This is a genomic window from Ureibacillus sp. 179-F W5.1 NHS, assembly GCF_045369345.1.
Lineage (GTDB): Bacteria > Bacillota > Bacilli > Bacillales_A > Planococcaceae > Ureibacillus > Ureibacillus halotolerans.
This window is the reverse complement of the sequence record NZ_JBIQFG010000039.1, coordinates 1-22,788: the sequence shown is the minus strand read 5'-3', so window position 1 is coordinate 22,788 and position 22,788 is coordinate 1. Positions and strand designations below refer to the sequence as shown.

19 protein-coding genes are annotated in these 22,788 nt (G+C 34.4%); 12 read left to right on the top strand and 7 right to left on the bottom strand.

Annotation, left to right across the window (positions count from 1 at the left end):
- Positions 1-24: 24 nt before the first annotated feature.
- Positions 25-1,416, bottom strand: a complete 1,392-nt coding sequence (fumC, locus tag ACH0B5_RS14510; RefSeq protein WP_122971974.1) for a class II fumarate hydratase — start codon at positions 1,414-1,416, stop codon at positions 25-27.
- 350 nt (positions 1,417-1,766) lie between these two features.
- Between fumC and ACH0B5_RS14505 the strand changes: the two genes are divergently transcribed.
- Positions 1,767-2,840: a YeeE/YedE thiosulfate transporter family protein gene (locus ACH0B5_RS14505; protein ID WP_341361445.1), complete on the top strand. Its 1,074-nt coding sequence runs from the start codon at positions 1,767-1,769 to the stop codon at positions 2,838-2,840.
- A gap of 24 nt (positions 2,841-2,864) precedes the next feature.
- The gene (locus ACH0B5_RS14500) at positions 2,865-3,089 is read left to right on the top strand and encodes a sulfurtransferase TusA family protein (RefSeq protein WP_122971976.1); all 225 of its coding nucleotides are present in this window, start codon (positions 2,865-2,867) and stop codon (positions 3,087-3,089) included.
- A gap of 95 nt (positions 3,090-3,184) precedes the next feature.
- On the opposite strand, the gene ACH0B5_RS14495 is transcribed toward ACH0B5_RS14500, so the two are convergent.
- From ACH0B5_RS14495 to ACH0B5_RS14480, 4 genes are all read right to left on the bottom strand, one after another.
- Complete coding sequence (locus tag ACH0B5_RS14495; RefSeq protein ID WP_122971977.1) at positions 3,185-3,496, bottom strand: hypothetical protein; 312 nt, start codon at positions 3,494-3,496, stop codon at positions 3,185-3,187.
- Positions 3,497-3,577: 81 nt separating this feature from the next.
- Positions 3,578-4,129 (bottom strand): SLOG family protein, encoded by a 552-nt coding sequence (locus ACH0B5_RS14490; RefSeq protein ID WP_122971978.1) that lies wholly within the window; start codon positions 4,127-4,129, stop codon positions 3,578-3,580.
- A gap of 96 nt (positions 4,130-4,225) precedes the next feature.
- Positions 4,226-5,419 (bottom strand): ornithine--oxo-acid transaminase, encoded by a 1,194-nt coding sequence (locus ACH0B5_RS14485; RefSeq protein WP_122971979.1) that lies wholly within the window; start codon positions 5,417-5,419, stop codon positions 4,226-4,228.
- Positions 5,420-5,604: 185 nt separating this feature from the next.
- Entirely contained in the window at positions 5,605-6,180 is a 576-nt protein-coding gene (locus ACH0B5_RS14480) for a TetR/AcrR family transcriptional regulator (RefSeq protein ID WP_122971980.1), read from the bottom strand.
- Positions 6,181-6,319: 139 nt separating this feature from the next.
- On the opposite strand from ACH0B5_RS14480, the gene ACH0B5_RS14475 reads away from it, so the two are divergent.
- On the top strand, positions 6,320-9,430 hold the full coding sequence (locus tag ACH0B5_RS14475) for an MMPL family transporter (protein WP_406928017.1): 3,111 nt from the start codon (positions 6,320-6,322) through the stop codon (positions 9,428-9,430).
- Between the two features lie 44 nt (positions 9,431-9,474).
- Here ACH0B5_RS14475 and ACH0B5_RS14470 read toward each other — a convergent pair whose 3' ends face one another.
- A complete protein-coding gene (locus ACH0B5_RS14470) occupies positions 9,475-10,641 on the bottom strand; it encodes an MFS transporter (RefSeq protein WP_122971981.1) in 1,167 nt (388 codons plus the stop codon).
- A 1,758-nt stretch (positions 10,642-12,399) separates the two neighbouring features.
- A complete protein-coding gene (locus ACH0B5_RS14465; RefSeq protein WP_122971982.1) occupies positions 12,400-12,801 on the bottom strand; it encodes a hypothetical protein in 402 nt (133 codons plus the stop codon).
- A gap of 150 nt (positions 12,802-12,951) precedes the next feature.
- Here ACH0B5_RS14465 and ACH0B5_RS14460 point away from each other — a divergent pair, with 150 nt between their 5' ends.
- The 9 genes from ACH0B5_RS14460 to ACH0B5_RS14420 all read left to right on the top strand — a co-directional run bounded on the left by ACH0B5_RS14460 (position 12,952) and on the right by ACH0B5_RS14420 (position 22,635).
- Positions 12,952-14,979 (top strand): LTA synthase family protein, encoded by a 2,028-nt coding sequence (locus ACH0B5_RS14460; protein WP_122971983.1) that lies wholly within the window; start codon positions 12,952-12,954, stop codon positions 14,977-14,979.
- Between the two features lie 4 nt (positions 14,980-14,983).
- On the top strand, positions 14,984-15,859 hold the full coding sequence (locus ACH0B5_RS14455) for an ABC transporter ATP-binding protein (RefSeq protein ID WP_122971984.1): 876 nt from the start codon (positions 14,984-14,986) through the stop codon (positions 15,857-15,859).
- Positions 15,860-15,890: 31 nt separating this feature from the next.
- Positions 15,891-16,523 (top strand): hypothetical protein, encoded by a 633-nt coding sequence (locus tag ACH0B5_RS14450; RefSeq protein ID WP_148037818.1) that lies wholly within the window; start codon positions 15,891-15,893, stop codon positions 16,521-16,523.
- Between the two features lie 303 nt (positions 16,524-16,826).
- Entirely contained in the window at positions 16,827-17,609 is a 783-nt protein-coding gene (locus ACH0B5_RS14445; RefSeq protein WP_122971986.1) for an SDR family oxidoreductase, read from the top strand.
- A gap of 201 nt (positions 17,610-17,810) precedes the next feature.
- Entirely contained in the window at positions 17,811-18,917 is a 1,107-nt protein-coding gene (menC, locus tag ACH0B5_RS14440) for an o-succinylbenzoate synthase (RefSeq protein ID WP_122971987.1), read from the top strand.
- A gap of 187 nt (positions 18,918-19,104) precedes the next feature.
- On the top strand, positions 19,105-20,145 hold the full coding sequence (locus ACH0B5_RS14435) for a YkvI family membrane protein (protein ID WP_122971988.1): 1,041 nt from the start codon (positions 19,105-19,107) through the stop codon (positions 20,143-20,145).
- 151 nt (positions 20,146-20,296) lie between these two features.
- Positions 20,297-21,043 carry a hypothetical protein gene (locus tag ACH0B5_RS14430; protein ID WP_122971989.1) on the top strand — a complete coding sequence of 249 codons (747 nt, stop codon included), beginning with the start codon at positions 20,297-20,299 and terminating at the stop codon, positions 21,041-21,043.
- Between the two features lie 73 nt (positions 21,044-21,116).
- Positions 21,117-21,482, top strand: coding sequence for a hypothetical protein (locus tag ACH0B5_RS14425; protein ID WP_122971990.1), 366 nt, complete (start codon positions 21,117-21,119; stop codon positions 21,480-21,482).
- A 139-nt stretch (positions 21,483-21,621) separates the two neighbouring features.
- The gene (locus ACH0B5_RS14420) at positions 21,622-22,635 is read left to right on the top strand and encodes a S66 family peptidase (protein ID WP_122971991.1); all 1,014 of its coding nucleotides are present in this window, start codon (positions 21,622-21,624) and stop codon (positions 22,633-22,635) included.
- Positions 22,636-22,788: the final 153 nt, after the last annotated feature.

Sequence of the window (22,788 nt, the reverse complement as noted above, 5' to 3'; positions counted from 1 at the left end):
GGGACACTAATGAGAAATATAAACTTATTCTGCGTTAGGATAAATCATTTTCTTTGGATCGATATATTCTTCAAATTGTTCTTCAGTTAAAAGACCTAAAGAAATAGCTGCTTCTTTTAAAGTAGTTCCTTCTTTATGGGCTTTCTTTGCAATTTTCGCCGCATTCTCATAACCGATATATGGGTTTAATGCAGTGACTAGCATCAATGAATTTTCTAAATTGCGCTCAAGAACTTCTATATTTGGTTCGATGCCAATTGCACAGTTATCATTGAATGATTTCATCGCATCAGCAAGAAGGCGAGCAGATTGCAAGAAATTATAAATAATAACCGGTTTAAATACGTTTAGCTCAAAGTTCCCTTGGGAAGCAGCAAAGGCGATAGTAGCATCGTTACCTATTACTTGAGTGACAACCATTGTCATGGCTTCGCTTTGGGTAGGATTCACTTTACCCGGCATAATAGAGCTTCCTGGTTCATTTTCCGGTATCGTAATCTCACCAATACCACTTCGAGGTCCGCTAGCAAGCCAACGAACATCATTGGCGATTTTCATTAAGTCTGCTGCTAGTGCTTTTAATGCGCCATGGGCAGAAACAATTTCATCATGGGATGTTAACGCATGGAATTTATTTTCAGAGGAAGCAAATGTTATACCAGTTAAATGGCTAATTTCCTCGGCAACCATATCACCAAATTTAGGGTGAGCATTGATTCCAGTCCCTACTGCAGTACCACCAATTGCAAGGTCTTTTAAAAATTGTGTGTTAACCATAATCATTTTTTCTGATTTCACAAGCATGTGGTGCCATCCGCTAATTTCTTGACCTAATGTTAATGGTGTCGCATCTTGTAAATGGGTACGACCGATTTTTATAATATCTTTAAATTGCTCTGACTTTTCTTTGAAAGTGGCCTTTAATAATTGAAGTCGAGGCATTAAATAGTTTTCAACCATTTCCACTGCAGCGATATGTAAGGCGGTTGGGAATGTATCGTTTGAACTTTGGGATTTATTCACATCATCATTTGGATGAACCCGTTCCGTAACGCCTTGTGCTTCCAACAATTGATTTGCACGGTAAGCGATTACTTCATTTACATTCATATTGGATTGTGTACCACTACCAGTTTGCCATACGACAAGGGGGAATTGATCGTCCCATTTACCTGAAAGGATTTCATCAGCAGCAGTAACAATTGCTTCGGTTTTAGCTTTTGATAATTTTCCTAATTTTTCATTTGTAATAGCGGCAGCTTTTTTTAATGTTGCGAAGGCACGGATAATTTCAATCGGCATTGTTTCTTGCCCGATTTGGAAATTTTCTTTACTTCGTTGAGTTTGAGCACCCCAAATTTTATCCGCTGGTACTCGTACTTCTCCAAGAGTGTCTTTTTCAATACGATAATCCATTCTATCAACTCCTTTATTCATTATATGTACAGTGTACATCAGATAGTATACAGAACACAAAATGGCAAACCTTTAATAGATTTGCCATTACTCAAAAGAAATATTCGAGAATTCTGAGGGGTTCATCTCGAAAAGTAGTATTACTACGATAATGATAATCATTATCAACGGGAATGTCAATATTTTTCATTCGGAATTATCAAATTATTTGTTTGTAAGTAATAACCATAAAAATATTAAAATAGACCTATTTTCGTGGACTGGAAAAAAATAAATCTTGTAACATATGAATAGGGAATGTATTATAATCATATTGATTTACTAAGAATTAAATGTGAGAGGTGAGAAAAATGACATACTTAATTATTACCGGATTACTTTGTGGAGCATTGTTAGGTTTTGTAATGCAAAGGGGCCGCTTTTGCTTAACAGGTGGATTCCGTGATATGTATATAGCAAAAGATAATCGTATGTTTTATGCGTTATTAGTTGCAATCGCAGTACAAAGCGTAGGCGTATTTTTATTAATCGATTTAGGTGTATTTGAATATTCAGCAGGTTCTTTACCAATTTTATCAGTCATTATTGGGTCCTTTATTTTTGGGATTGGTATTATTTTAGCCGGCGGATGTGCAACTGGAACTTGGTATCGTGCAGGCGAAGGATTAATAGGAAGTTGGATCGCATTAGCTGGATATATGTTAATGAGTACAATGATGCGTACAGGTGTATTTGGTCCGTTTAATCAACAAATGCAACAAAGTACTGTATTACCTAAAAACTCAATTGCTGAAACATTTGGCATTAATCATTGGTTTATTATTGTTCCATTTGTTTTAATCGTAGCGTTTATTTTATATAAACAATTAACGAAACCAAAAGTAGCTATTCCATCATTGAAACCAAAACGTACTGGATTAGCACATATATTATTTGAAAAACGTTGGAATCCCTTCGTTACTGCTACTTTAATCGGTATTATTGCATTCATCGCATGGCCATTAAGTGCAGCAACAGGACGCGTATTTGGATTAGGGATTACTACACCTTCTGCTAACATTTTACAATACTTAACAACAGGAGATGAAGGTTTCCTTAACTGGGGCGTATTTTTAGTGTTAGGAATCTTCGCGGGTTCATTTATTGCTGCTAAAGCAAGTAAAGAGTTCCGTTTCAGAATGCCTGATGTAAAAACAGGTATTAATAGTTTTATCGGTGGTAATTTGATGGGTGTCGGTGCAAGTCTTGCTGGTGGATGCTCCATTGGGAACGGTTTAGTAATGACTGCTATGATGACATGGCAAGGTTGGATTGGACTTGTCTTTATGATTTTAGGTACATGGACTGCATCATATTTCGTCTTTGTCCGTCCACGCCAAAAAGCGATGGCTGCAAAATTAAAAGAACAAGTTACACCTGCATAATCTTATATTAAGGAGGACTTTTACATGCAAAAGAAATTAGAAGTAAAAGGTATGGTTTGCCCATTCCCTTTAATCGAAGCACAACAAGCGATTGAAGAAATTAACTCTGGGGACGAATTAGTGGTAGAGTTCGATTGTACACAAGGTACGGAATCGATTCCACGCTGGGCTGCTGAAGCAGGTCACACAGTAACAAATTTTGAACAAATTGATGAAGCTGCTTGGTCCATTTCAATTCAAAAGAAATAAAGATAAATTTAAACACCGCTTGTCAGCGAAGCTTCTTAGCTCACAACAGGCGGTGTTTTTAATTGATATTCACTTTTTTGTCACCTCAAAAAGTATTAAATAATTTTCACATAAAAATCTTTGCCGTTATTTAAACCATCTACACTTAATTTTTTAATATTTTGGTAGTAATTTATAATGCTTCTTGCAAGGCCAGAGTAGCCATTTAAATACGTACCAGGGGCAATTTGTTTTCCAGGATTATGGAAATCAAAATAAAGTTTTATGTCGTGGGACATATGATCCAATATTTCTACAAAGTCTTCATGGGGAATATGAACACCCCGCGTGTAACAACATTCTCTTTTATAAGTATGGTGGGGTACATTGATTGGTTTTGGTTCATTTACCAGTCTGATTTTTTCCATAGCAACAGCTCCTTTACAAATAATCATTTTTATTATAGCAAAAAATGCTTACAAATGTCTGAAAATTAAGTAAATTATTTATTACCAATCTTCCCTCTGCATTTCCTCAGCAATTACTTGAAGATCATAAGCATTTATTTCTATTATGTTATAGTTATGCAAATCGGCGTACTTTTGTGCTAGGTTTTTTACGTATTTAGGAGAGCCTTCATTTTCTTCATCGTAAATTAATAGTAAGCTGTCTGTATTTTGAATAATAAACTTGTCCTTTTCAATGAATTGCCAAGGTGCTTCATAGGGACGTTTCGTTACGCTTGTCACAAAATCAGCGTGGCTAACAATATATTGATATTTCAGTTGCTTTTGTTCGTTCCAATTTTTCTCTTGTTCTAAAAATGGGGTAATAATCGAGTATTTTATATTATCATATTCCTTTTTTAGTTCGATTATGACTTCAGCTGTCCATGTTTCTACACCTTGTTGGCCGCTAATGACCACCCATTCAAGACCATCCTCTAGTAATATTCTTAGTTCATTTTCAATTGCCTTTTTAATAATCGGTATTCCAGGATGACGATCGTTAAAAATTCCAAGTTCGTGGGGGCGATATCCAGTAACATAAATCGTTTGCATTTTACTCTCTCCTAAAAATTTATATACTATGTATCTTAACGTAAAAAAGAGGGTATTCGGAAATAATCCGAATACCTTCTTTACATTCTATTTATTTTAAGCAAATACAGCTCTAATTTTTTCAAGTGCCCAATCAATTTCTTCTTTTGTAATGACTAAAGGTGGGGCAAATCGAATGACATAGTCATGGGTTTCCTTACATAATAGTCCTAACCCCATTAATTGCTCACAATATTTACGGGCAGGTTCTGTTAGTTCCACACCGATAAATAAACCACTACCACGAACTTCTTTAATTGTTGGATGGTTGATGGAACGTAATTGTTCTTGGAAGTAGTTACCTAATTCTAATGACCGTTCCGTTAATTTTTCTTCTTCAAGTACTTCTAAAGAAGCGAGAGACACGGCGCAAGCAAGTGGGTTACCTCCGAATGTTGAACCGTGGGAACCTGGATTTAAAACACCAAGTATATCACTATTTGCTACCACAGCAGATATAGGCATAACACCGCCACCGAGGGCTTTACCTAGAATGATAATATCTGGAGTTACTTCTTCCCATTGATGCGCAAACATTTTCCCAGTACGGGCAAGACCTGTTTGAATTTCATCCGTAACGAATAAAACATTTTTTTCTTTACATATTTGTTCAGCTGCTTTTAAGAAGCCTTTTGGAGGCATTACAATACCAGCTTCTCCTTGAATAGGTTCAACGATGAAAGCTGCTGTGTTTGGAGTAATCGCAGCTTTAAGGGCATCCGCATCACCATAAGGAATAAGTTTAAATCCTTCTAACATTGGACCGAAACCACGTTGATATTCTTTGTCAGAAGATAAGGAAACAGCCCCCATTGTACGTCCGTGGAAATTCCCATTACAGCCGATAATTTCTGCTTTATTTGCTTCTACGCCTTTTATATCATATGCCCAACGACGAGCGACTTTAATGGCAGATTCAACCGCTTCTGCACCGGTATTCATAGGTAAAACCATGTTTTTACCAGTCATTTTCGTTAATTTCTCATACCAAGGACCAAGTTGATCGTTGTGGAATGCTCGAGATGTTAACGTTACGCGGTTTGCTTGATCAATTAATGCTTTTATAATTTTAGGGTGACGGTGACCTTGATTTAATGCTGAATAAGCGGAAAGCATATCCATATATTGATGTCCTTCAGGGTCTTTCACCCAAACCCCTTCAGCTTCTGAAATAACAATTGGAAGTGGGTGGTAATTGTGAGCACCCAGATTCTCTGTTAATTCAATAACGCTCGTTGATTTTGAAGTCATTTCTATTCCCCCTTGAATCGAATTGTAAAAATACCATTGATATTCCTTATAAGAATCAATACAAATTCGGCTCTACTATTCCTTTTCATTTGAAATTAGTAGATTGGAATTTTCAGTATCTTGCGATTAATATAACATTTCCTATGAAGTCATTCAATATAGGTTAGGTGGGGGAAATGTGTCGCTTAAGAAATACTAGCTTGTCCTTTGATACGTTCTTGTGCTCCTCGTAGTTGATCTTGAATAAATGTATCAATCATTTCAATAATTTCTTCAGGGGTTTGTTCCATTTCTCCTGCTAACCAGCTTTCCACAAGACCACCTAATGAGATGGTATAGAAATGGATAATGAATGATAAATATTGTTCAGATGCTTGTAAATTATTACAATGCTCTTTTACGACACGCTCTAAAATGTTGTGAATGTCAGCATAAAAGAAACGTTTTAAATCTCCTCTTCCTAATGACTGGAGCGCATTTAAGCAAATGGTACGGTTATCATCTAGATAGTGGAAAAGTTGAAGTAAACCTTCTTGCCAAATTTTGGCGCTATTATGAACTGCTAACAATTGAACAGCCTCTTGTTGAAAAGTCCACTTCAATAAGTCATAAATATCCTCAAAATGATAATAGAATGTTTGTCGATTGACATTGGCATTATCCGTAATTTCACGGATGGAAATTTTCTCAATGGCTTTTGATTTCATCATTTCTTTTAATGAATTAGCAAGTATTCTTTTCGTTTCATCACTATGTCTCATTATCCAACCTCATTTTCATTTTTTTAAACAGTTTGCCCCTAATTGTCTATATTGTAATCCATATTGCCATGGTAGGGTAATAGATAGGTTTTTGAATAAAGAGAATAAGAAATGAATGATAAAAGAAAGGTGATCTATTTTGAAAAAATGGCTGAATGTACGTACTGTATCGTTCGTTATTTGGGTAATTATTTCCACTATAATGATTGTAACGATGCCGAATTTGGATTTACTAGTACGGGAAAAAGGTCAAACTGATATTCCAGCTTATACGCAAAGTAAAATAGCATCAGAACTATTAACCGAAATGGAGGATGGAGGAACGGAAACATATCAGTTTATCGCTGTTTTTACTAGTGGAAGTGATAAAGCTTTAAATGATACCCAGCTTAACGAAATTGAAGAAGTTATACAGTCGTTAAAGGCCGATCGTGATGAACTAGGTATTACCGATATGTTGACCCATTCCGATAGTGAAGAAACTAAAAAACAACTCGTTTCTGAAGATGGTACGACGATTTTAACCCAAATTTATGTTAATCATAATCAGGGAACAGTGGAAGAGGTAGCACAAGCTTTACGTGATAAAACGGAAGTACAATCAGTAGATTCCTATTATACAGGTACAGACATCGTACTGGATGACTTCGCCAAATCATCACAAGCAGGAATTAAGAAAACCGAAGTTATCGCGATTGTGTTCATTTTAGCTGTATTAATATTAGTTTTCCGATCACCAGTTGTACCGTTAATTTCTCTTATAACAGTAGGAGTTTCCTATATTGTATCGTTAGGTATTGTTGCGCAATTAGTTGATAAATTCAACTTTCCATTTTCAAACTTTACCCAAGTATTTTTAATTGTCATTTTGTTTGGAATTGGAACGGATTACAACATTCTTTTATATACACGTTTTAAAGAAGAACTGGGGAAAGGTCTCCCGGTTTTAAAAGCTATTACGGAAACTTATAAAACAGCCGGTAGAACTGTCGTTTATAGTGGTATTGCGGTATTCATCGGTTTTATGGCTCTATATTTAGCGGAATTTAAATTGTATCAAGCGACATCAGCGGTAGCCATTGGAGTAGCTGTTTTATTGTTCGTTTTAATCACATTAAATCCATTCTTTATGGCGCTATTTGGCATTAAAATGTTTTGGCCAGCAAAAAACGTTAATGGTCATAGTGAAAACAAGTTATGGCAGTTTTTATCGAAGCATTCCTATTTCAGACCGATTGCAGCATTAGTGATGATCGCAGTTTTATGTTTACCATTTATTATTAAATATACAGGGGAACTAAATTATGATGATTTAGTAGAAATTAGTGATGAGTATGAATCGAAACAAGCAATTTCTGTAATCGAAGATCATTTTCCTTCTGGATTTTCATCACCGACTAATTTAGTGATACAATCGAAAGATTCGCTTGCAACCCAAACAGGATTGCAAGATATAGATCAGTTGGCGGAAGTGATTTCAAAAGTAGATGGTGTTTCACAAGTTTATTCAGTTACTCGCCCAGCAGGAGAAAAGATAGAAGATTTATATATTAAAGAACAAACAAATACATTAAATGAAGGCTTAGGAACTGCACAGGAAGGGCTAGGTACAATTCGTGACGGCCTTTCAGATGCAGAATCTGAACTTGGCAAAGTCGATGAGAATAGCTTTGATAGTGTACAGCAGTTAATTGACGGAACGGCTCAAATGGAACAAGGGGTAGGTCAACTTTCTGATGCTTTAAACCAAGTAGCTGGTGGATATGAAAAGGGTGCTAAAGGCGCAACGGATTTAGCAAATGGTTTAAATACGTTGAAGCAAAGTGTTAGTGAACTAAGAACAGGTGCTTCCCAGTTACAAACGGGTTATGGAGAGCTTGCGCAAGGATTTAGTCAATTCAATGAGTTGTTTACTTCGATGAATAGTGCAATAACAAGTGCAAAACAAGGCTATGCGGCAATTGAACAATCCATGAATGCATTAGTTGCTTCAAAGCCGGAATTGGCTTCAGATGTCAATGTACAAACCGTTATAGGAACAGCAAAAGCTGCAAAAGATCAACTATCTCAATTGGAAGTTAAGCTACAAGAGCTAACACCTCAATATAATTTAGCGGTAGAATCTTTTAAAGAGGCAAATGCTTCGTTTGCTCAAATTACAGGTGGCTTGGAACAGGTGGAGTCTGGAGTAGGACAATTACAATCTGGTGCCAATACTTTAGCTACAGGTCTTGAATCAGGTGTAGATGGAGTTAATACAATTAATTCTCAAACAAGTGAATTACAAACTGGATTATCAACTGTTAATGAAGGTCAAAAACAATTACAAGATGGTTTAACTGAACTTCAAGACAAAATGAAATTATTGCAAGATGGATTAGCTCAAAGTACTGACGGATTATCTGAAATTGGAGATGGCTTATTAGATGCCCGGGAATATTTAAGAGAAGTTAGTAGCTCAGATTCAAATAGCGTATTTTACATTCCACAGGAAGTGTTAGATGGAGAAGAGTTCAAAGAAAGTTTGAATATGTATATGTCAGATGATCAAAAAACAACGAAAATGATGATTATTTTAGATGTTAATCCATATTCAAAAGAAGCAATGAAAGTAATTGAAGATATTGATGAACAAATTAAAGCGACATCGAAAAGCTTAAGCTTTAGTGATGCAGAAATTGCCCTTGGTGGTAAATCAGCAGCGAATGTAGATTTACAACAAGTCTCAAGTGGCGACTTTACTCGTACAATCGCAATTATGATGATTGGTATTGCCATTGTCTTATTCGTGATTACCCGCTCAATTTGGCAACCTTTGATTATTATTGCGTCACTTATATTAGCTTACTATACTTCCCTTGGCCTTTCTGAATTATTGAGCGAAACGATTCTAGGTCAAAGTATATTAAGTTGGAATGTACCATTCTTTAGTTTTATCATGATCGTAACCCTAGGTGTTGACTATAGTATTTTTCTTATGATGAGATATCATGAGTTAGAAGATAAGGGTAGTGTAGCAATTATTGATGCGGCAAAACATATAGGTGGAGTAGTTTTATCTGCCGCACTTATTTTAGGTGGGACTTTTGCAGCGTTAATTCCTTCTGGTATTGTGACATTAATGCAAGTAGCCATTTTAGTGTTAGTTGGTCTTGTGTTACTAAGCTTTATCATGCTACCGGTCTTTATGCCGGCAGTAATGGGGCTTACTGAAAAAACAAAAAATTTGTTTACAAGAAAAAAACAATAAAAAAGATGACTCCTATTCGGAAAAAACCGAAATGGAGTCATTTTTCATTTAGAAGATAATGGACTTTTCCAGAAAAGGGAAAAGATAATGCCGATTACTAAAACGATCGTAGCAAAGTAATAGGGATAGTTAAAATTAATATCGAACAACATTCCACCAATCATCGGTCCCATAATATTTCCGAGACTAGTAAACATCGAATTCATTCCACCAACAAATCCTTGTTCATTGCCAGCGTGTTTGGATAAGTAGGACGTAATAGCAGGGCGAATTAAATCAAAACCGATAAAAACAATACATGATGTGAGCATTACGGACCAATAAGTATTTACAACAGTCATACTAAAAACCAATAGTGCTGAGACAATTAAACTGTATGTTACTAATCCTATTTCACCTAACTTTTTCGTAAGTGGATCGAATAAGATTACTTGGGCAAGGGCACCGACAAGTCCGCCACCCGTTACGAGTAATGCGATATCTTTAGGTGTAAAGTTAAATTTATGGTCGACAAATAAGCTAAACAAAGATTCGAAGGATGCTAAACTAAAAGAGCTAAAAAACAATAATATAAAAGCAAAAAAGTACATTGGAACAAAAATCCGTTTTACGCCAGTCGGTATCTTTTCACTAGTTTTGATGGACTCGCTCGCTTTTGGTTCCTTTAAAAAGAGAAAAGAGATGACGGCGGCAATACAAGCTAAAAGTGCAGCGGTGAAAAAAGGTGTACGTGTACCGAACTCTGTTAATAAGCCACCAATACCGGGTCCGATAATAAAACCGGTATTAATCGCAGCAGACATATACCCAAGTGCTTTTGGACGAGCACTTTCCGTTGTAATATCAGCAATAAAAGCTGTAACTGCAGGCATAATAAAGGCACCACTAATACCGCCTAATATTCGGGAAAGAAATAACATTTCAACCGTCTTCCCTAATCCGAAAAGTAATTCTGAAATACTGAATATGAGGAGACCGACAATAAGTATCTTTTTTCGTCCAAATTGATCTGCCCATTTACCAGTAATTGGGGAGACAATCAGTTGAGCTAGGGCAAAAGCTGCGACCATATAACCCATAATAGAACCACTCAGTGCCATCTCATTCATAATCGTTGGCATAACAGGGATTACTAGTCCTATACCAATGAAAGAAATGAATAAATTGCTTAATAATATGACTAAAGTCATCTTTGATACTCCTGGATTCATAAAGAAACTCCTTTAAACTAAAACCGGAAATTTGTACATACAAAAAATAAACCTTATCTATGTAAGGAAGTCAACTATTTCAGTTCTATGTTCAAAATATGATGAAAATAAAAAGAATGCCTACTAGTTCCGTTCTAATAGGCATTAAATGATCGGTGTAATAATGGATTAGTGGAAGAAACATTAAGCGAAATATTAAATAGAGCAGTGCCTACTCTTCATAGGCGTTAAAGTTAAAAGAAATGTCTTACCCTAGTACTATGGTGACTTTTGGAAAGCGTCTATTCTTAAAAACATCGTCTTTCTCACTCTTCTTAGTTGCTATTAAAATGGGATGATGGATCAATTTAATAGAAATTGAAGTATCCAAAGAGCGTAAGACAAATATTCTAAGAATGTCCTGTCCTCATCGGAATAGTTTTTAGTTCGTATGGAATTCGGATTCCATTTTTTACTTAGTAAATGACCTTGCTTAAATGCTAGCATTTGCAAATTCATTACAAGGAATTTAGCAAATCGTTATCTTCCCACCTAGACAACTTTTGTTTCCTTGCTCTCGACCAAGTTCCCTTTGAATTGCATTTGCGAGGATTATAGCAAAGACATTTTCTATTAAAATACCCTTGATGGAAATGTGAATAAACACATTTCTTAGTTTGATTTTAATAACGATTCCTTTTTTTGAGGGGAAAGATGATGCAAAACGTTTTTTGCTATTAAAAATGAATCTACCTAATGTAGCTTAACGTGTAAAAGGTTTATTTTAGCTTTTTACTTTTTCAGTTTTATTTTCTAATATTTTTTAAAGAGATTCCATTACATTTATTAACTTAAGTCTAGTTTTGAAATTGGGTTTGTTTAGAAAATCAATGAACTGAAAATGATGGAAGCTAATTAAAATTACAACTTATTTCTTCACCTCCTTTTCTTTAACATAATATTCGCTTAATAGATTTTGTTAATGGACATATAGCCATTAGAGGGAAAATATGCTTCAAAATAAATATGAGATTGGGAGGAGAAAGTCTATTTTATAGAAAATTGGGAGAGTGTCTAGGAAGGATAGAATAAGTAGTTAGGTAAGTGACCTGAAAATAAAAGAATAGATTTTTAGTTTAAAAAGGCAGTTATTCTTTTATTAAAAGAGTAGCTGCCTGTTGACATTTCTTTGATGCATTTTAATTTGACATTTTGGAGATATGAGATAGTTGTCTCCGATCACTATACATATTAAGCATTTTTACTTATAACAGATGATGATTACTTGAACAACTTATTTTAGTTATGGAAAAAATAAGACTAAAATTTTGTGACCGAAATCAATAACCAAATGAGTAATACAATCTCTTTAGCCATATTTTAGATTTTACTAAAAGGAAGACAAGGAAGTAATTTTACAGGGTGATTAAGCCAAGCTTTATAATTCCTCAATAGGACTACAATAATTTTTTGACTATCATTAGGCATTTAGTTTTTAGGGAAATAAAATAGCAATTATGACCAAGATAACTAAGGGTAGTATGGACACTTACTAATAATTAGCAAATGATTATGATTTTTAAATGTTGGAAGTATCTGATGTAGGAAATCAAAATACTGATTCAACTTTAATTATATGGAGTTTAAAGATTGTTTTTTAATATCCTTTAATCATAACATAATAAATAATGCCAAGTTCACTATATTTTAAAGGTGACTTGGCATTAGACAGACATGTAAATTTGTTTTAGAAATTAAGAAACAATATATGGAACCATATTATTCACTTATTATTCCTGCTCTTCCTTGTAAATACTTAAGCCCTGCTTCACCTGTCCATTTGGCTCTAGCATAATAGTGATCATCTTCATTTATATAAATATCTTGCGATTCTACTTGTTGATAGTCACCGATTGTCCGTGTATGTACAGATTTGTTTATACCTGTAACCTCTTGCATTATATAAGCATAATAGTTAATATAACTATCATTTTCAGCCCAAAATAAGTCCATTATGTTATCTCCACACCAAACCTGACTTCCAGAATGATCTGAATCGCTGCTAGACACTACTGCGGTTGATGATGCTGCATAGGCATTAAACGAAAAAAACATTAATGTACCAAAAGTGAGAATACTACCAGCTACTTTTTTTCTTTTTAAATTTTTTCTCTTTTCCATACAATCTCCTCCTATTTACCCTATAAAATCTTAAAAAAAAACTTTATTGGTAATTATTACAAATAAAATATAACATAATTTTACAATATCTTGTAGTAATTTGTAAATTTGTAATATAAAATAATTTTAGGAAATGTAGGAGGTATTATCTTGGGGAAATTATTAAACTTTATTTACATAATTTTTTTACAATTTAGCAGGCAGCCCATTTTTTGGTTACTGTTAGTTGGATTTTTAGCTTACGAATATTTAGCCTTGTCTGATATTTCTTCACCTGGTGATGTTTTAACGTCAACTAGCTTTTTAGTCCAGGCTGGGATATTAGCTTTTATTTTATTTGGGATAATATTAGTACAACTAGATCATCGGCATCATTTAGAGGACCTATATTCAACGATTGAAAGAGGAATGCTCTTCAACCTAATTGGAAAACTGTTATTTGGACTATTATTGTCTTTATTCTTTACAATAATATTCTACGTTTTCTATTTAATTTATTATCTAGTTCAAGGGTTCGCATTTAATCATATCTTTATTAGTGCCATTTTTTATATGCTCCTCTATTTTTGTATTACTTTTTTCATTTCCTATTTTATTGGGATATTAATTGCCATTTGGATAAAGGGAAGATTGGCATTCCCGTTAGCACTAATTGCATGGGGACTTATAGGTCCAATTAATACATCCTTTTTAGGAATTCACCTTACAACATTGGCACGTTGGCTTAATTTAGGAGAACCAAATCCAAGTGGTGTATACAATGGATTATATGGACTTTCGATTGATTGGTTTTATTGGTTAAAACATTTTGTTTGGATTGTTACTTTGATAGTCTTTCTACTAATTGCACTTTATAAAACTTATTCAATCATTAAAAGAAAAACCTTTTCTAAATTGATTGCATTTTCTTTTATTCTACTTTTAGTCATTTGCTATGGGCTTTCGCTTGATAGACAACTATATATAACGGCACAGGACGAAGAGATTTCAAGAGAGCTAGTAGAATTTTTGTATTATCAGAAGGAACAGCCAGAGGCCAAATCGCTAGATATACACGCCTTGTCCTACGAAATTAATTTAGAGATTAACCGTTTGCTTAAAACAACTGTGAATATGGAACTTATAAACAATCAAGGCGAGCTGAATGAATTGACGCTATCTCTGTATCATGATTTTAAGGTTAAAGAATTGTTAGTTAACGGAAAAATAGTTCAGATTAAAAGAGATAAGGATTTAGTAACAATACCCTTAACAGAAAAGTGGGGCCAAGATGAATCAATTAAACTTACTATTACTTATGAAGGAACTAGTTCGTCTTTGTTTTACGCTAATAATCGGGCAATCTATCTTCCTTATTACTTTAATTGGTTGCCATCTGTAGATGCCTCTCCTTCTTTTGAAGTAGATTCATACGGAACTCTTGTAAGAAACAACCACCAGTTAAAATATCCGACTGAATTTGTCTTAAATTATGAAGGAAGAGAGCCCCTTTATACAAATATACCTGAAGTAAAGCCAGGACAGTTCAAGGGAACTTCCTCGACAGGACTTTCTCTCCTTTCTGGTGAACTTCAAGAGCGTAGTGTTGAAGACGTGCAACTTGTATATCCAAGTGATATTAAAGGTAACCATTATAACGAAATGAAAGATTCTACAATAATGCTTTTGAATTATGTATCAAATAATTTAGGAATCGAAAACCTAACTTATCCAAAGCAGGTTTGGAAGGCTCCTACACTATCTACTTCAGACAATTCAATGGAGGAAATGGTCTGGTATACACCTGAAACACTAATTTTTAGTTATTCCAATTCATCTTGGTATATTGATTCCCCTGCCTATTTTACTTATTGGCTATTTCCAGCTATTTCATGGAAATATGAAGATATTGAAGTAGAAGATAGGGATGTATTTCGCGCATTCGACTTAATGTATTGTTATTTATATAATCAGATTCACAATATAAAAGATGAAGGGAATTTTTTAGATTGGTATAAAAATGTTTCATCACAAGGACAGAAAAAAGAAGTTTTATATGCTTTATCAGACTGGTTGATGGAAAATGATGCTATAGAGGAGAAACAACTATTTGTTAAAGATTGGTATAATTTAATGAAAAATAATAATTCTTCTTGGGAAAATGTTTATAAATTATTAGAAAAATACAAGGGAGTATAGAAAATTGAAATCAATTATTGTAAAGGATATTACTAAAAGTTTTGGATCCAAGCGTGCTCTAGATCATGTTTCTCTTGAAATTCGTGGAACCTTCGGACTTTTAGGTCCTAATGGGGCTGGGAAGACAACTTTAATGAAGTTGTTGGCAACTCTAGACATACCTGATAGTGGCATCATAAGAATTGATGAAGATGACCTTTCTTGGAACGAACCATCTGAAGTTCGTGAACGGTTAGGTTATCTTCCTCAACATTTTTCAATTTACAGATCTCTTAAAGTGGAGGAAGTAATGAACCATTTTGCCATTTTGAAAGGTATTAGGGGAAAAAAAGTTAGAAGTGAGGCAATAAATTCTATCCTTCAATCAGTTAATTTATCTGAACAAAAAACGAAAAAGGTAAAGAACCTTTCAGGTGGTATGCTTCGGAGGCTTGGGATTGCACAAGCCTTATTAGGTAATCCCCAGATTATTATAGTAGATGAACCAACAGCCGGACTTGATATTGAGGAAAGAGTTCGTTTCTGCAGACTCCTTCGGAAAATTGGTGAAAACAGAATTATCATTATTTCAACCCATATTGTTGAGGACTTAGAGTCAACATGTGACCATATTGCTATTATGAAGGAAGGAAAGATATTACAAACGGGTACAAGGAATAAACTTGCTGAAATGACAAAGGGACTTGTTTTTGAAATGGATGTTCCATTTGATTCACCTATCCCTATAAAAGAAGAAGATATTATATCCATTAAACAACTTAACAACCGTTATTTGGTACGTTTCTTTTCTGAAGCTTCTATTAATAATGCTAGAACTGTCGATACTTGTCTCGAAGATACCTATCTATATATAACTAAAAGGAACTTAACTCATGTTTAGGAAAATAGATTTATTTTTTGAAGTAAAAGCAATGGGTTATGCATTTTATTTCCCTTTAGTCTTTTTTATCGTTTTCTTTATCCAATATGTGATGGGAGAAAAAGAACTGTCTTTCTTCCTTCTTACGCAAATGGAGTTTTTAATTGCTCCTTTTTCAGCCTGGTGGGTTATTTTTTTATACTTTGATTATTTTGAAGAGGATGGAAGGGATTTGTTTTACAGCTATCCAGTTACTGCATTAGAGCATGGTTTATTTAGGGTTAGTATCTTTTGCTTTATTTATTTCTTATTCATATTAATTTGTTGTGCTGCCTTGACATTTAGATTTCCTGATGCTAACTTCTTTGTACTTTTGTTGCAATATTTATCTGAATCGATATTTTATATTTCAGTAGCATTCTTGTTTATCATTTGTTTTAAAAAAGTTACTATTCCGATTGTGATTATCGGATCATATGTTTCCACCGAATATTTAACTGGGGGACAAATTATCCCTTTATTTCATGTCATGTTCTTTAATGATAGTCCTTTAGCATTTGATGAAGTAATCCTTTCTTCAACTATAAATTTAGTGCTAAGTATTGTATGTACGGTTATTGGACATTTGCTACTAGCAAAGCAATCTCAATTAAAAGTCTTTAAAAATAATAAGTTTTACATATAGGAGTAGAATTTCCTAATAATGGGTAGTTCTAAATTTAGATTGGAAAACTTAAAATAAAATGCCCTGATTTTTTACGAGTAGTAAAAGGTCAGGGCTTGCTTATTGTAGTAGAAGATATCTTCTAATAAAAAATGTAATGTTACATATCTACTTGTATAAATTTTTTAATAGGCTCTATACTAGTTATTGAAAGTATAAAAACAGAGCCTATGTTTTGACAGATAAAAAAATGAGGTATAAATTAGAATTATAATATTTCGAATTCGAGATATTAAATTTAAAAAGCATAAGGGAGTCTTTCATATGAATCGATTTGAAGAAAAAGTTGTACTTATTACTGGAGCAGGTTCTGGATTAGGGCAAGCAGCGGCTCTTCAAGTCGCTAAAGAAGGGGCAAAATTATCTTTAGTTGACTTAAATGAAAAAGGTCTTGAAGATACAAAAGCAAAAATTTTAGAAGTAGCACCAAAGGCAGAAATATTACTTATTACTGCGAATGTGGCTGATGAACAAGCAGTGCAAAACTATGTAAATAAAACGGTTGAAACCTTTGGTAAAATTGACGGTTTCTTTAATAATGCAGGTATAGAAGGAAAACAAAACTTAACAGAAGACTTCGGTAGTGATGAATTTGAAAAAGTAGTAAGCATTAACTTAAACGGTGTATTCTACGGATTAAAATATGTTTTAAAAGTTATGAAAGAACAAGGTTATGGTTCAGTAGTGAATACTGCATCTGTTGGTGGTATTCGTGGAGTAGGTAACCAATCGGGTTATGCTGCTAGTAAACATGGTGTCGTTGGGTTAACTCGTAACTCTGGTATAGAATACGGTCAATTTGGTGTATCGATTAAAGCTATTGCTCCAGGTGCGATTATGACGCCTATGGTAGAAGGGTCATTGAAACAAATCGATCCAGAAAACTGGGAAGAAGTAGGAAAACAATTTGTTCAACCGAATCCAATGAAACGTTTTGGAAAACCTGAAGAAGTTGGTTACTTAGTAGCGTTCCTACTATCTGATCAAGCTAACTTCATTAATGCTGCTGTTATACCTATTGATGGTGGTCAATCTTATAAATATTAATATGGATTATTAATCAATGAATGAATCGTCCCATTCGATTGCAACTTTGCATGAATGGGACGTTTTTATTTTTATAATACTTAAAGAGATTCTTAAATAGTTGAAACTTTAAAGAGCATAAAAAGCGGTGGTATGATAGTTGAGAGATAACCATTTTAGGGAGTTTATAGATAAAAGACAATGAAAGAGAAGAGGATTCCATTGAAAATTAAGGAAGTTATTATACGTCATCTAAAAATGAGATTAAAAAATCCATTCTCAACGAGTTTTGGAACGTTTCATGACAAAGAGTTTTTATTGTTAGAAGTAAAAGAAGAAAAGGGAACAATTGGATGGGGCGAATCAGTAGCATTTGATGCACCTTGGTATACAGAAGAAACTTTGAAAACAAATTGGCATATGTTAGAGGATTTCATCATCCCTCTTCTTTTAAATAAAGAAATACACCATCCAGATAATATAACGGATTTGCTTAAAGGAATTAGAAAAAATAATATGGCTAAATCAGCTATAGAAGGGGCAATTTGGGATATTTATACACAACAGACGAATCAGTCATTGGCTCAGGCATTAGGTGGTAAAAAAGATAAAATTGAAGTGGGAATTAGTATAGGAATTCAAGAAACGATTGAAAAACAAATCGAAGTAGTAGATCGTGCGATTAAAGATGGTTATAAACGAATTAAAGTGAAAATTAAACCTGGCAGGGATATCGAGATAATCCGCTCATTACGGGAACATTTCCCCGATGTACCATTGATGGCAGATGCCAACTCAGCTTATAGCTTAAAAGATGTAAAGTTACTAAAGCAACTGGATGAATTTAACTTAACAATGATTGAACAACCCCTTGCATATGATGACATTATTGACCATGCGAAACTTCAAAAACAAATTAAAACACCTATTTGTTTAGATGAAAGTATCAATTCATTAGAAGATGCGAAAAAAGCTATCGAGTTAGGCAGTTGTGGCGTCATCAATATTAAAATTGGGCGTGTTGGAGGTATTACTGAAGCGAAAAAAATTCACGATTATTGTGAAGAAAAAAATATTCCAGTTTGGTGCGGAGGAATGTTAGAATCCGGTATTGGTCGTGCGCATAATATCGCACTCACATCCCTTTCTAACTTTGTAATGCCAGGTGATACAGCAGGCTCCAACCATTATTGGGAGCAAGATATTATAAATCCGGAAGTCGTAGTAGAAGATGGTTGCATTCTAGTACCTCAAAAGGTAGGAATAGGTTATGAGCCAAATATAGATATAATTAATCAATATACAATTGCGACAAAAATATATCGGTAATCTTCGTCCGAAAACAATTCATGAGTTGTTTTCGGATTTTTTTCGTCGAATTTTGAATAACATAAAACGAGTATAAAGACGTATGAATAAGAAAAGAAATCATATCCATATATTGAGAGCTTGTTCATAGAAATATAAGATTACCTATATCCTAGGTAATTGTCCAATTTTAGAAATGAGGGAATTGGTGAAAAAAAGTTTTCAAATAGGTGGAGCTTTTGTTGGACTAGTTGTTGGTGGGGGTTTCGCTTCTGGACAAGAAATCATGCAATTTTTCACGGGGTTTGGGATATACGGTATTGTTGGAGCAATTGTTGCCACAATTGGATTTTCTTATTTAGGAATGTGTATAGCACAATTAGGATATGAGTTACAAACTACTTCCCATAAAGAGGTTGTATATCATATAGCGGGTCGGACTTTCGGTACGATTTTGGACTTTCTCATCACGTTCTTTTTATTTGCGTTAGTTGTGGCTATGTTCGCCGGTGCTGCTTCAACGGTAAAGCAAATGTTAGGGTTTGACCCCTTTATAGGAAGTTTGCTCATGGTAGCGTTAACCGTTTTGACGTTAATGCTCAATGTGAAAAGTATTATTAGTGTCATAGCAGTAGCAACCCCATATTTAATGGCAATCATGTTGATTATTGCAATCTATTCCATCCTTACAATGGATTTATCCTTTGCTGAACAAAATATATTAGCCCAACATCAACCAATAGCAGCCCCAAACTGGCTGATGGGTGCTTTGCTTTATGTATCTTATAATATCGCTACCAGCGTCGCGATGCTAACAGTTATTGGTCGTACAGCATCAACAAGAAGAGTGGCTGGAGCAGGGGGAATCATTGGTGGGCTAATGCTTGGAATGTTAATTTTACTTATTAATGTAGCTATGTTTGCAAAAATGGATATCGTGTCCGGTACAGAAATGCCTATATTAGAAATTGCTAAAAACATACATCCGTTATTAGGGTTCTTAATGGCATTTGCTTTGTTAGGGATGATTTACAATACAGCAGTAGGTCTTCTCTATTCCTTTATTATTCGTTTCATTCCGCCAAAGGATCCTATTTATAAGCCGTCTGTCATATTAATAGGTGCCATTGGCTTTATGGCAAGTTTTGTTGGTTTTACAACATTGGTAGGAAAAGTCTATTCGTTAATGGGCTATTTAGGGTTTGCTCTTATTTTAGCCATTCTTTTTTCAAGGGCGAGTAAAGAGTAGCGTTTTAAACGTATTGAATACTTCACTGAAATTATGGCAACCGGATTATTTGGAATGGTACTTTTCCTTACTGTTGAACATTAAATAAGAGAGAGAATAATGAATGTTCTTTGGATTATTGTTTATTCCAACTAAGTAAGGGAGAATGAGGATGAATAATTTTCAGTGGAGAAGAGCGGTACAATATGTGCCAACTGCTTCTAATCAACAAATAGTAGCAAGTGAATTCGGCGATGTAACCGGGGACAGATTTCCTGATTGGGTATACCTGACAGGTACGAAAGAGCCCGATAGTCCTTTTTTAAGGAATATAACGCTGACAATAAGAAATGGCCATACTAACCAATTTCAGCATATAGCGCTTCCAGAAAATGCTGGTTATAACCCAACTATATGGTTAGGGGATTTAACAGGTAACGGAGTAAAGGATATATTAATAACGATTGATTCCGGTGGTAGTGGTGGTATTTTATATAGTTATGTCTTTACTTCTATCCAAGGAAGAATGACGAAAATTTTTGACTCGATTCAATTTAATGAACAACACAACTATACGGTACAATATGAAAATCAATATAAAGTAAGTGTAGTAAGTGAAAATCCGAAGAAAAAATATATTTTAGATTTGCAATATAAAGGGAAAGAATATTTAGAAGAGATTTATAATGCAGACGGTACTTTGAAACAGCCTATAGAAGGTTGGGTAGATCCAATCAGTGGGATTTACCCAATTGATTTGGCGCGAACAGGTAAATACTATTTACTTACAATGCAATTAATTGCTGGACAATATCATGCCGATGGATTAGGAATTGTTGAAAACCTTTTACTTTGGGATGGACGTCAATTTTCAATTGTCAGGCAAACGGTGTCGATACAAGGAGAAAATATTTTATAAAAAGTAAAAAAATATGAATAAACTCCAAAAAACTACACATCCTATATACATCAAGTATAAGGAGGAAATTTCTGTGAAAAAATTCTTATTAATTCCTTTTTCATTATTATTAGCAGGTGTGCTAGTTGGTTGTGGAAATGATAATGCCGAGGAAAATGATGCAGTTGAAGAAGAGGAAATCATCAACGAAGATGTAAATGACGAAGCAAATGACAATGGTACAGGTAACAATGACAACACAGTTGGTGATGAACCATTAGATGGTAATGGTAACGATAATGCTGATGAAGCTCTTGAAACAGAAGATGGCATGGGAACAAACAATGAAGGAAATACAAATGGCACAACGAATGGTACAACAAACGGTGCAGATATGAATGGTAATGGAACGAATGGAAATGGACATGAATTGCCTGGAGAAGAAGACGAAGAACAATAATTGAAAATAACATTAAAAAGTAGTGTTAGGTATTCTAATACTACTTTTTTTATTGTTAAAAAGTACTCCTAAATAAAGGAGAAAATTAATATGTTGAAGAAACAAGAAAAATTTTGATAGGGGAAATGGGGATTTCATTATGATTATTTATCCATCTCTGACAGAACCGGTTAAAATGGGAGTAACTGCTCCTTCGTCTGGTTTACATATGGAACAACATTCATTGTTGGAAGAAGCTATTTATCGTATGGAACAAAAGGGATATGAAGTTGTGATTGGACAAACCTGCTGGACAGAATATAAAGCGAAGTCGGCTCCTGCTAAAATTCGAGCAATGGAACTAAATACGATGTTACAGGCTGACTCTATTCAACTTATTTTTCCCCCATGGGGAGGGGAATTGTTAATTGAAATATTGGAGCATATAGAATTTGATCAAATAAAACCGAAATGGTTGTTAGGGTATTCTGATATAAGTGTATTGCTCCTTGCGATTACATTAAAGACGGGGATTGCAACGGCCCATGGGACAAACTTAATCGATTTGCGCGGTCCAATGTCAGACCCAACGACGGCCATGTGGGAAAAGGTGCTTTTTACAAAAAAGGGAGAAGAGGTCATTCAATATCCATCCGAAAAATATCAAGAACGTTGGCAGCATGATTATCCGACGGAGTGGATTTTCCATTTAACGGAACCGACAAAGTGGAAAACGATTTCTAATTCCCCGATGTTTATAAAGGGAAGGTTACTTGGAGGTTGTATCGATGTGATACGTCATTTGATTGGAACAGGATATGGAGATGTTCAACATTTTCAAAAAGAAATTATCCAAAATGAACCGATCATTTGGTATTTAGAAAACTGTCAATTGAATGTAACGGATTTAAGAAGATCATTAGTGCAAATGAAATTGGCAGGATGGTTTAACAATTGTAGTGGTATTTTGTTTGGAAGAAGTGAAGCAAATGATACGATTTATGATTACCATGTTTTAGATGTTTATATGGAACTAGCGGAAGAGTTGGCGATACCAATTGCGTATGACATTGACTGTGGACATATGCCTCCGCAGCTAACTTTCGTGAATGGGGCCCACGCAGAAGTGAGGGTTTATAATAGTGGTAGTATTATAAAACAACAATTTATATAACAAAAAGGGCGCCTCTCCTATAAAATGTACCCTATAAGAAAGACACTTGAAAAAAGGTCTCTCTTATAGGGTACTTTTATTTATAATGAAATAAAATAAATGGTTGATGGAGCGGAAGAACATGTCGAAAAAGTTATTTACAGATCAAGAACA